Origin of the sequence: Grimontia sp. AD028, from assembly GCF_000973155.1 — a bacterium.
Classification (GTDB): Bacteria; Pseudomonadota; Gammaproteobacteria; order Enterobacterales; family Vibrionaceae; genus Enterovibrio; species Enterovibrio indicus.
Window position 1 is genome coordinate 71,021 of the sequence record NZ_LASY01000036.1, and the last position, 11,938, is coordinate 82,958.

The following is an 11,938-nucleotide window of genomic DNA, read 5'->3' on the forward strand; positions in this document are numbered from 1 at the left end:
TCCCTGTTCGTTGCCGTTTGTGCGGTTTGGAGGCACGTTGAAGGAATTTGGGGAAAAATACGGTCTGGTGATATGATGCCGGAATCGACCTGAGAGGAGACGCTATGCCGCGTATTACCCGTTCTGCGTTGGTGCCGTATAGTGCAGAGCAGATGTTTGAACTTGTTAATGATGTTGAAGCTTACCCTTCGTTTTTGCCGGGGTGTGCCGGTTCGCGCGTGCTGGAAGCCAATGACAGTGCGATGACCGCGTCGGTAGATGTGTCGAAAGCCGGTATCCGCAAAACCTTTACCACGCGCAATCTGCTGGTAAACGGTCAGCAAATTAAAATGGAACTGGTTGATGGTCCTTTCCGAAAACTGGTGGGTGGCTGGCATTTTACGTCTTTGGATGCGGATGCTTGCAAAATCGAGCTGAATCTGGATTTTGAGTTCACCAACGGTTTGGTGGAAATGGCGTTCGGAAAAGTCTTTAACGAGTTGGCGATGAACATGGTGAAGGCTTTCACCGACAGGGCGAGAGACATTTATGAGTGACGGTAAGTTGCTGCATATTGAAGTGATGTATGCGTTGCCGGATGAGCAGCGTGTGTTTAAGGCGATTGTGACGCCAGATACGCCGGTGGAAGAAATCATCAGCCACTCAGGTATTTTGGATGCCTACCCTGAAATCGACCTGAAGAAGAACAAAGTCGGTGTGTTCAGTCGTCTGGTGAAACTGGATGCGACGGTGCATGACGGCGACCGCATTGAAATCTACCGCCCGCTGGTGGCTGACCCGAAAGAAATTCGCCGCCGCCGCGCAGAGCGCATGAAAGCGGAAGGGAAATCTGACCCGGTCACAGGTGGCAAGGTGAACCCGCTACGTAAAGGCGAGTGAATCTGCATTTCGCTTTCGTAGAAGAAAGTGAAGAAGAATGCGGATAAGAATATAGATAAGAACAAAGAGAAAAGCGGTGGTCATTGGCCACCGCTTTTTTGTGTATTGACTACGATTGGTATGACTTCAGCAGGTTCCAGGCATCTTGCCAGAACGGTGTTTTACCCGGCGCATAACTTGGGTTAGAGCACCAGCCTGAGTTTGGCCATGGCTTGCATTGGTATAGCTTGCCGTCCTGACCTTTTACAATGTCACCTTCCTGATAAGCCGCGCCCGGTTTGTAGCTTGGGTATTCACCCGGTGGTGGCGGTGTCACTTCTGGATCTGGGTTTGGTTCTGGGTTAGTGCTGCCGCAGCTCTCGTCGTCAGTTTGTTTCCAAACGCCCCATTCGCCGGTGTTGCCCGGCTCTTCGCCTTTCGTCCACCAGGCGGCCAGCCATACCACGCCGTGGTGCGAGACTTTATCGCCACCGACATATACGCGGTTTTTCTCCCAGCTGGCAATACATGTCGCGCTGGCTTCGACCGCAATGGTGCGGGTGGCTGACGCTGTCTGGCCTTCGCTGTCGGCGACTTTGTAGCTCAGCAGGTAATCGCCCGGTGTTTGGGTATCGACATCACCGGAAATGCGGATGCTAGCGGTGATGTCGCCATCTTCTTTATCAAACGCGCTTACGCCTTGCAGTGCATCAAAGCTATCGCCCTGTTGCAGGGTCACGTCTGTCACACCTGACAGGGTCGGCGCTTCGCCAAGCTCTGTGGTGACGATGCCTGCTTTAAGTTCCACCGTCGGCGCGGCAATCGCGATATCGGCAAGCAGTTTATCGTTGCAGTAAAGCTCGGCACGGTAAGGGTTGAGTGCGGTTTCCACATTTACGTGGAAGCGGTTCATCAAGCCTTCTTTAAAGCGTCGGTTGTGCAGGTTGAAGCGTTGGGTACCGCCTTGTTGGGTGAGCACGTCCAACTTGCACGATGATGCAGTAAAGTTATCGGCATACACAGCGCCATGCGCACCATGCAGGGCAGGGTAGATGTAGCTTGGCAGCGTGTTGCTTGGGTCGTAGTAACCCACCAGTGTGGTCACGGCTACGCCCTGTTTTTCAGGAATGCGTGGCACGGTTTTGTCGATGATGTCTTTTTCCACTTCCACCCACTGACCCGCTTCAAAGCGGTAAGCGTATTTGGTGCCGTTCACCAGAAGCTGGGAGCCACCGTTAAAGTGAATGTGGGAGTTGTAGCCTGCTGATGAGCGGAAAACCACCACTTTGCCTTCGAAGCTTTGGTCAGTCGGCAGGTAGAAATCCCGCGCCCAGTAGCCGTTTCCTGTGTTGATGCGAACGGCGTCCGCGTTCTCGAACAGTTCGTGGAACTTGCGGCTTTCTGCGCCAAACTCGTTCAGGGTGTTGTTGTCGCTGATGGTGACAATGTTAAAGGCGAGATCGTCCTTCACACTGTTGTCCCATGGCTGCATGGTCTGGCTTTCTGCATCCCATTTGCTGAATCCGGTTGGGGAGGCGGGGTCAAAGCTCGCTTTGCCTTCCATGAAGTGTTGGAAGACGTTCAGCTCGTAAGGGGTGTGCAGTGTGTATTCATTGCCTGCCGGGTGCAGCGGCCAGCCACCCGCCATGGTGCCCCAGCCGAAACTGTGTCCGTTGAAAGGTTCTGCGCATTCGCCTTCGTAGCATGAGGAACCATTGGTTCGCGCTTTGCTGAGGTTCGGCAGGAAGCGGTTTTCAAACAGATCCCAGCCCCAGGTTGAGTTGATCTTGGTGGAGCTGTTATGCACCGAGCCTTTGAATCCGCCCAGATAGTGAGCTTCTGCATGGGTGCCTGCGCCGAACTCGTGGCCGACTTCGTGGCTGAATTCATTGCCTGTAGAGCTGACCACTGACGCGACACCAGCATAAGAGCCGAGTAAACCGTGATTGATAATGCCATCGCTGTAGTTGCCCCGCGAGTTGTTCACCGTCACTTGGGCCGCGTGGTAAGGCGCGCTGATGTTCCATTGAGAACCGTTCATCACGTCATAGCTGTTCACGCCGTAGTTGGCGCTGTTGATGCCAGCGGAAATCAATTCGCGGGCAATACGATAGTGGGAGTCACTGCCGTAAGCGTCTGCTTTGCTTGGGTCTACGTCAACCAGCAGGCGGCCATCCGGCAGCATGATCTCTTCAAGATGGATTGGCGCGTATGGATTCACGATAAGTTTGCTGATCTGCACAGACTGGAAGTAGTCGCGGTGCAGTTTCTCATCGGTCATAAAACGGAATTCACCGCGCGGTGGCGTCAGCAGACCCACATCGACAGTGTTAAGAATCAGTGTGGTGTTAGCGCCGACTTTAATGCCTTCGACCACACCTTCCTGAGCGCCATTGCTGAATGTCAGGCTGAAACCCGGCTCAATCACTTCTGCGGGTAAAACCGCCGTGTAAGCATTGTCGCTGTAGGCGAGTTTGCCGTAATCGGCATCAGACTGAGCAAACCATTTACCGCCAACATTGTTGTAGGTAAAGCGGTTACCGGAAGAAAGCGTATCAGAGCCGTGGGTGTAGTGAATGCGTGAATTGTATCCGGCCTGTGAGGAGAAGGTGACAATCTTGCCGTCGAGCTCTGCGCCTTCCGGCAGCATAAAGTCGTAGGCAAAGTTACCGTTGCTGGTGGCGATTTCAAGGGTGTCATGCTCGGTCAGCAGCGCTTTGAAAGCGTCCTTGCCGGATTCATAGGCGATGACATCAATAGCCTGTTGTGACGAGATGCGGTGCGCGTAGGTTTCCGGCACGACAATATCGAGGTCGATATCAATCTGGCCCGCTGGTTTTGGCTGCGCGGAAGGTGGCAGCAGGGTGGTGCGGTGCACTTCTTCGCCCTGGCCGTTTTTCACCACCACGGCGATCTCGCTGTTTTTAAGTGCGTCAGTTGCATGAGGTTCAACGATCACCAGTGCTTTACGCAGTGCGACCAGATGCGGTTGGCGATCACCTTCAATGCCGTGGATGGTTGGCATGATCACGCTCTGCGCCATGCTGACGCTGGCAGCCAGCGAACCTTGGGTATCTGAAGGCAAGGATTTCTGGTTGAAGTAAACCGTTTGAGAGCTAGGTGTGCTGGCGAAGGCTGTTGAGCAGCTAGCCCCAGCAAGCAATGCCGGGATCAGGCAGGCTAACTGTTTCTTGTTCATTGTATTTATTCTTTTTGATGGTTGTGATTTGGGGCGGAATATATAGAGGGAAATACCGGGTGAGTGAGCGAGAAAATCTGATATTTGAAGCAGTCCCTCAATTCAGAATCATGAACTGGCAGTAAATGCACAGTGGTGACATTTTTATGACGTAATTACAGTGGCTTACGAAGTTTTGACGCTGTCTGGAAAGGTCGTCTTTGAGGTGTATTTTCAAGACAAAAAAGCGCACCTTTTATCAGCTGCGCTTTTGGGGTGTGGTGGTCGCCTATAGCTCTTCGGTTACATCCGGCACAAAGCTTTGGCTTTCGAGCGGCACACGCACATAGCCTTCTTTGTTGATCTCCGGCAGATCGATGGTGTCATAGCTGATGGCTTCATACGGAATGCTGGAAAGCAGATGGGAGATGCAGTTCAGGCGCGCACGCTTTTTGTTGTCGGCTTCCACCACCCACCACGGGGATTCTTTGGTGTCTGTGTAGGCGAACATCTTGTCTTTCGCTTCGCTGTATTCTTTCCAGCGGCTTCGGGATTCCAAATCCATCGGGCTGAACTTCCAGCGTTTCATCGGGGTGTTGATGCGCTCACTGAAGCGCTTTTCCTGCACTTCATCGGAAACCGAGAACCAGTATTTCAACAGGATAATGCCGGAGCGTTGCAGCATACGCTCGAACTCGGGGCAGGTACGCATGAACTCGTCGTATTGCTCGTCGGTGCAAAAGCCCATCACGCGCTCGACGCCTGCGCGGTTATACCAGCTTCGGTCAAACAGGACGATTTCGCCCGCAGCAGGAAGATGAGAGACGTAGCGTTGGAAATACCATTGGGTGCGTTCGCGCTCGGTGGGTTTATCCAGTGCGACAATGCGGCAGACGCGCGGGTTGAGCTTTTCGGTAATGCGCTTTATCACGCCGCCTTTACCCGCAGCATCGCGCCCCTCGAAGACAACGACCACTTTCAGGCCTTTGAGTTTGACCCATTCCTGAAGTTTAACAAGTTCCGTCTGTAGCTCAGCGAGTTTGTTCTCATAGGCTTCGCTGCTGAGTTTCCCTTTCTTCTTTTTCGTTGGCTTGTCTTGTTCTTCGCTCGCCATGTGCCACGTCCTTTTCCTCGGGTTGTGCTGCCACCCTAAAAAAGAAAGGAGGATGATTTCAATCCCCCTTTCGGAAAAGTGCGAGCTTAGCGAGTTAGCGCTGCGAGTGTGGCTTTGATTGTCTCAGGATTGGTGACTGTGATGGCAAAATCGTCACCGTTGCCCATGGTGGCGTTTTCATTCTTAAACGCCATATGAGATTGGCGGGTGGTTTTACCGGATAGGTGAATTTCGGTAACGCCTGTGGCATCGACAATGCGCTTGGCATTGTCCGGCGAAACGCCTGCACCTGGCATGATTGATAGGCGACCTTGGGTAAAGGTAACCATGTCTTTCAGCATTTCAATGCCGTCTTCCGCACGTTTGGCTAGGCCGGAAGTCAGAATGCGCTCTACCTTGTGCGCCATCAGAAATTCCAGTGCATCAAACGGGGCAGAGCAGTGGTCAATCGCTCGGTGGAAAGTGATGCCCATGCCGGAAGCAGCTTTGATCATGTCGCCAACAATCGTCTCATCGATTTTTCCGTCAGCCTGCAGCGCACCGATCACCACGCCATTAAGGCCTGCCTGTTTCGCGGTGTGAATGTCTTCAAGCATGATTTCCACATCATCTCCTGAATAAAGGAAGTCTCCTTCACGGGGACGAATAATGCCGTAAACCGGAATACCTGCCACACGCGCCGCGGCTTTCATGTAACCCGCGCTGGCTGTCAGGCCACCTGTCGCCAGCGAACTGCATAGCTCAATACGCTTAGCCCCTGCTCGCTCGGCAATAGGAAGGGATTCAATACTATCAATGCACACTTCAACCAAAACAGACATACAACACTCCTTGGAATTTGAGCTTTCATCATCAATGAGTTGCTTTCGGAATAGAAGACGGGAGGATGTAAAAGTTTGGTAAAAGTTGGTTAAGAGCAGGAAGAGCAGGAAGAGCAGGAAGAGCAGGGCCTAGGGTACTAGGTCCTAGGAAGAGCGAGAGCAAGAGCGAGAAAGAGCAGAGATGAGATTTGAGATAAGAGAAAGAACAGGAAGGGCAGAAAAAGCAGGAAAGCGAAGATATAGATTAGAGCAATGCGAGAAAATGCGCTGAAAGTTGGGTGTGTCTGGAAATCAATTTAATGACCGAGAGTTTGCTTTCCTAGGACCTCGTTCCCTAGGATCTAGGACCTATTCAGTCCGCTTTTCCTAGGACCTCGTCCCCTAGGACCCAGGACCTAAATAGTCTCTTTGAAACTCAAGAGTGCGGGCTTAAACAAGAGGTGGTGAGCCCCCAAATCTCTGAGGCTTAAATACAAAAAGGGCCCGGTGGTCCGGGCCTCATTCTATTTTTATAGCTGACTTTGGCTTTACGCTTACGCGTTAGGGGGAAACTGCGCGAGCAGTTAGCCAAATATTACAGGTCGTCAGAGTGCTCAGACAGGAACGCTGCAACACCTTTAGGAGATGCGTCCATACCTGCTTTGCCTTCTTCCCACTGTGCTGGGCAAACTTCACCGTTCTTCTGGTGGAAGTTCAGTGCGTCAACCATGCGCAGCATCTCGTCGATGTTACGGCCCAGTGGCAGGTCGTTAACAACTTGGTGACGTACCAGACCGTCTTCGTCGATCAGGAAAGAACCACGGAAAGCAACGCCAGCTTCTGGGTGCTCTACGTCGTACGCTTTACAGATCTCGTGCTTAACGTCTGCAACCAGTGGGTATTTAACCTGGCCGATACCGCCGTCTTCAACAGCAGTGTTACGCCATGCGTTGTGAGAGAACTGAGAGTCGATAGAAACGCCGATGACTTCAACGCCTTTCTCTTGGAAGTCAGCGAAACGCTTGTCAAAAGCGATCAGCTCAGAAGGACATACGAAAGTGAAGTCCAGTGGGTAGAAGAACAGAACCGTTTTCTTACCTTTGGTGAATTCTTTCAGGTTGAAGTTTTCTACGATTTCACCATTGCCCAGTACTGCTGCTGCAGTGAAGTCTGGGGCTTGACGGCCTACTAGTACCATTTCTCAGCTCCTAAAATGTCTAATTTTCAGGCATGAATGCCTTGATTCATCTATGAACGGGACAAACTATAATGGAACTGCTAGATTGAAAAAAGTGAATTAAATAGATTAACCTAATCGGAAAAATCGATGACTAAATTCCCTTCTCTCAAACAACTCCATTACTTGGTCACACTGTACGAGACGCGCCATTTCGGTGAGGCGGCCAAACAGTGTTTCGTCAGCCAGTCTACACTAAGTTCCGGCATTCAAAACCTTGAAGACCTGATTGGATCTCAGCTTATTGAGCGCGATAACAAAACACTGGTATTTTCGGCTATCGGTGAAGATGTGGTGTCTCGAAGTCGGGAAATCTTGGCACGTAGTCAAGATTTAATGGAGCTGACACAAGTCAGTGAAAGCCCGATGCAGGGCAAGCTGCGTGTAGGCTGCATTCCCACTATCGCTCCTTTTCTTCTCTGTGATTTGGTGCAGGCAGTGAACCAGCGCTTTCCCGAGCTTGATTTACTGCTGCGAGAAGACACCACCGCAAATCTGCTCATGGCGCTGAAAAGCGGTGAAATGGATGTGCTGATTCTGGCGCTACCTGTCGAAATCGGCGGCATGCAAAGCCGAATCGTGGGGAAAGACTCGTTTAAGATGGTGCTAAACAGTGCTCAGGCACAAGGGATCCCTGTTCCTATCCACTATTCTGATCTGCCGGATGAGTCGGTATTTCTGCTGGAGCGTGAACATTGCCTGACAGACCACGCCGTGTCGGCCTGTCAGCTCACAAGCACAGAGAAAATTAACCCATTTACCGCAACCAGCCTTCATACCTTGGTGCAAATGGTCGCGAATGGGTTGGGGACGACTTTCATTCCTCAAATGGCCATCAATCATGGGCTCATCGAAAATCTCGATTTGGTGGTGATGGAACCACCTGGACGCGAGGCTTACCGCGAGATCGGTTTGGTTTGGCGTCCTACTTCGAGCCGCAAACCGACCTTTGAAGCACTCGCGGATCTGGTTGAAACTCTCCTTTAAGTACCATTGTGGTACTCAAATCCGGGGAACTTTCATCGTCAACATACGCATCACGACACCTAAAACGATGAAATTTCCTCTGGTTTTTCAAGATTCTTTAGCTCTCATTAGGTTTTAGAATAACTTTGGTGATTTATTCTAAATATCGATCTCCAGCTCGAATTATATCCTTTTTACACTTTGGTAACTCCCCTGCGCTTCTGAAATTAAATTCTGTCGGTATCCCTACATATTTTTCGCCAATTATTAAGCACTTAAGTTGCATGTTTGTTAGCGGCTGCCAAATGCTTGTATTGTTAAGCTTTTGTTATGAAAAGATTTTCTGCAGAAATTGACATTCGCTGCTACGTTTAAAACATGCGAATTCGATATTCAACAAGTTGACTCGAAAAGTAATTTAATTTCGTAAGTGCTTACAAAAATCGCACTAAGGGATGAGAAAGTCACAAACGGAAGAACAATCTGAGATTCGTTTTAATTCAGTGTTTTGAGTTAAAACTCTATATTTTGTAAATCGTTGATATTAAATGATTTAAATGATTTAAGACTTAAGTCTAACGCCTTTGGTAGTGTTGACGGGTGAAAATAAATACGCCAGTTTAGAAGGGTGTTTCGGCGATAAGAAAGCAATCGAAGCAGTAAAGGAATAATTGGTATTGTTGTGATTTAGTTACAAATGGAAATGGAGGGCATTTTATGGATTCACAAGCACAACAAGCTTTAAAGGAATTGTCGTTTGTTCCGCCGATCACTGAGATGGAATCTGATGTACTGACTGATGAAGCGCTCTCTTTCATCCTAAAACTTGCCACCCGCTTTGCGCACCGTGTACCAGAACTGCTGGAAGCCCGAGAAGCACGTCAGGCGCAATTCGATGCGGGTGCCACGCCTGACTTTCTGGCTGACACGGCAGAGATTCGAAACGGTGACTGGCGTATTCGTGGTATTCCTGAAGACCTGCAGGATCGCCGCCTGGAAATAACCGGCCCACCAGAACGGAAAATGGTGATTAATGCCCTGAATGCAAACGTAAAAGTGTTCATGGCGGACTTCGAAGATTCATTCTCGCCGGTATGGGGGCCTGTGCTGCAAGGCCAGCGTAACCTGACCGACGCGATTAACCGCACCATTTCTTACAACAACCCAGCGACAGGCAAACACTACGCCCTCGGCGATGACCCATCGGTTTTGATTTGCCGTGTTCGTGGTCTGCACTTGAAAGAAAAGCACGTGCTGCTGGATGGTACGCCGATTCCAGGTGCGCTGTTGGACTTTGGTTTGTATTTTTTCCGCAACCATAAAACCTTGTTGGAAAACGGCTCTGGTCCGTATTTCTACCTGCCAAAACTGCAGGCACATCAAGAAGCTGCATGGTGGAACGACGTGTTCTGCTTTGCGGAAGATGAGTTCAATCTGCCTCGCGGAACCATCAAGGCAACCGTGCTTATCGAAACGCTGCCAGCTGTGTTCGAGATGGATGAAATCCTGCACGCGCTGAAAGACCACATTGTGGCGCTGAACTGCGGCCGTTGGGATTACATCTTCAGCTATATCAAAACATTCCGTAACCACTCGGACCGCGTTTTGCCGGATCGTCAGGTGGTGACGATGGAAAAACCTTTCCTGAACGCGTATTCGCGTCTTCTGGTGAAAACCTGTCACCGCCGTGGCGCGATGGCAATGGGCGGCATGGCGGCGTTTATCCCGTCAAAAGACCCGGAGAAGAACGCCTGGGTTCTGGACAAAATCAATGCAGACAAATCGCTGGAAGCCAATAACGGTCACGACGGTACTTGGGTGGCTCACCCTGGTCTGGCAGACACAGCGAAAGCGGTTTTCGATGCAGCGCTCGGTGAGCGTAAAAACCAACTCGATGTCATGCGTGAGCAAGACGCACCTATCACAGCTAAAGAGCTCACAGAGCCGTGTGAAGGTGACCGCACCGAGGAAGGCATGCGACACAACATTCGCGTGGCGGTGCAATACATCGAAGCTTGGATTTCGGGGAATGGATGTGTGCCTATCTATGGCCTGATGGAAGATGCGGCGACGGCGGAAATCTCCCGCGCTTCAATCTGGCAATGGATTAAACATGAAAAATCGCTCAGCAACGGCAAGACCGTCACCGCAGATTTCTTCCGAGCCTGTCTGGCCGAAGAGATGGATGTGCTGAAGCAGGAACTAGGGGAAACCGTATTCAACGGTGGGAAATACCAGCAGGCGGCCAGTTTGATGGAGCAACTGACCACCAGTGATGAGCTGGCAGATTTCCTGACGTTATCTGGATACGAATTGCTGGACTAATTACCGATTTATCAAACATTGAGAGAGGGAAGCACAATGACTCTGACAAGACAGCAGCAAATTGACGCACTGAAAAAAGACTGGGCAGAAAATCCACGCTGGAAAAACGTGAAGCGTACTTACACAGCAGAAGAAGTGGTTGAGTTACGTGGTTCATTCGTTCCAGCGCAGACCATTGCCCAGCGTGGTGCAGACAAGCTTTGGGATTTGGTTAACGGTAGCGCGAAGAAAGGCTATGTGAACTGTCTTGGCGCGCTGACCGGTGGTCAGGCTGTCCAGCAAGCAAAAGCGGGTATCGAAGCGATTTATTTGTCAGGTTGGCAGGTAGCCGCGGATAACAATACCGCATCTTCTATGTACCCTGACCAGTCACTGTACCCAGTAGATTCTGTACCAGCAGTGGTTAAGCGCATTAACAACTCTTTCCGTCGTGCTGACCAAATCCAGTGGTCTAAAGGTGGCACACCGGAAGAAGGTACCGATTACTTCCTGCCAATCGTTGCTGATGCAGAAGCAGGCTTCGGTGGTGTTCTGAACGCTTACGAGTTGATGCGTTCGATGATTGAAGCAGGTGCGGCAGGTGTTCACTTTGAAGACCAGCTGGCATCGGTTAAGAAATGTGGTCACATGGGTGGTAAGGTGCTGGTTCCTACCCAAGAAGCCGTTCAAAAACTGGTTGCAGCACGTCTTGCTGCCGACGTTGCAGGCACCACCACCCTTGTGATTGCGCGTACTGATGCGAACGCAGCAGACCTGCTGACATCTGATTGTGACCCTTACGATAAAGACTTCATCGAAGGCGAGCGTACTTCTGAAGGTTTCTACAAGGTTCGTGCGGGCATCGACCAAGCGATTTCTCGTGGTCTGGCTTACGCACCTTACGCTGACCTTATCTGGTGTGAAACCGCTACGCCGGATCTGGAAGAAGCGCGTCAGTTCGCTGAAGCTATCCATGCTCAGTACCCAGATCAACTGTTGGCCTACAACTGTTCGCCATCGTTCAACTGGGAGAAAAACCTGGACGCGCCAACCATCGCGAAGTTCCAGCAAGCACTGTCAGACATGGGCTACAAGTACCAGTTCATCACTCTCGCGGGTATCCACAACATGTGGTACAACATGTTCGATCTGGCGCACGCTTATGCGCAAGGTGAAGGCATGCGTCACTACGTGGAGAAAGTACAGCGTCCTGAGTTTGAGGCTGCTGAGCGTGGCTACACCTTCGTTGCTCACCAGCAGGAAGTGGGTACGGGTTACTTCGATAAGATGACTAACACTATCCAGGGCGGCAACTCTTCTGTGACAGCTCTGACGGGCTCGACGGAAGAAGACCAGTTCTAAAGCGCTATCCCAATCGGGCTGATAATCCAGCCATACCTATTGGCCCGATTGTTCTATATACCCAAACAACCTGAAGATGCTGGATTCAGCGAGTTTGACTGGTGTTGTGATCGCGGCGT

General features: G+C 50.9%; 9 protein-coding genes. 5 read left to right on the forward strand and 4 right to left on the reverse strand.

What is annotated here, in order from left to right; all coding sequences use genetic code 11:
- Window positions 1-104: 104 nt before the first annotated feature.
- A complete protein-coding gene (locus RN22_RS09335) occupies window positions 105-536 on the forward strand; it encodes an SRPBCC family protein (RefSeq protein WP_002536903.1) in 432 nt (143 codons plus the stop codon).
- Window positions 529-879: an RnfH family protein gene (locus RN22_RS09340; protein WP_002536904.1), complete on the forward strand. Its 351-nt coding sequence runs from the start codon at window positions 529-531 to the stop codon at window positions 877-879. The genes RN22_RS09335 and RN22_RS09340 overlap by 8 nt, the downstream gene beginning before the upstream one ends.
- 109 nt (window positions 880-988) lie before the next feature.
- On the opposite strand, the gene RN22_RS09345 is transcribed toward RN22_RS09340, so the two are convergent.
- From RN22_RS09345 to RN22_RS09360, 4 genes are all read right to left on the reverse strand, one after another.
- Window positions 989-4,057, reverse strand: a complete 3,069-nt coding sequence (locus RN22_RS09345; RefSeq protein ID WP_046304052.1) for a M66 family metalloprotease — start codon at window positions 4,055-4,057, stop codon at window positions 989-991.
- Between the two features lie 268 nt (window positions 4,058-4,325).
- The gene (ppk2, locus tag RN22_RS09350) at window positions 4,326-5,150 is read right to left on the reverse strand and encodes a polyphosphate kinase 2 (RefSeq protein ID WP_046304053.1); all 825 of its coding nucleotides are present in this window, start codon (window positions 5,148-5,150) and stop codon (window positions 4,326-4,328) included.
- A gap of 86 nt (window positions 5,151-5,236) precedes the next feature.
- Window positions 5,237-5,971 carry a copper homeostasis protein CutC gene (locus tag RN22_RS09355; protein WP_046304054.1) on the reverse strand — a complete coding sequence of 245 codons (735 nt, stop codon included), beginning with the start codon at window positions 5,969-5,971 and terminating at the stop codon, window positions 5,237-5,239.
- Window positions 5,972-6,545: 574 nt separating this feature from the next.
- On the reverse strand, window positions 6,546-7,148 hold the full coding sequence (locus tag RN22_RS09360) for a peroxiredoxin C (protein WP_002536910.1): 603 nt from the start codon (window positions 7,146-7,148) through the stop codon (window positions 6,546-6,548).
- 129 nt (window positions 7,149-7,277) lie between these two features.
- Here RN22_RS09360 and RN22_RS09365 point away from each other — a divergent pair, with 129 nt between their 5' ends.
- From RN22_RS09365 to aceA, 3 genes are all read left to right on the forward strand, one after another.
- Complete coding sequence (locus RN22_RS09365; protein WP_046304055.1) at window positions 7,278-8,174, forward strand: hydrogen peroxide-inducible genes activator; 897 nt, start codon at window positions 7,278-7,280, stop codon at window positions 8,172-8,174.
- Window positions 8,175-8,870: 696 nt separating this feature from the next.
- A complete protein-coding gene (aceB, locus tag RN22_RS09370) occupies window positions 8,871-10,478 on the forward strand; it encodes a malate synthase A (RefSeq protein ID WP_046304056.1) in 1,608 nt (535 codons plus the stop codon).
- 36 nt (window positions 10,479-10,514) lie between these two features.
- Entirely contained in the window at window positions 10,515-11,819 is a 1,305-nt protein-coding gene (gene aceA / locus RN22_RS09375; protein WP_002536914.1) for an isocitrate lyase, read from the forward strand.
- Window positions 11,820-11,938 lie beyond the last annotated feature (119 nt).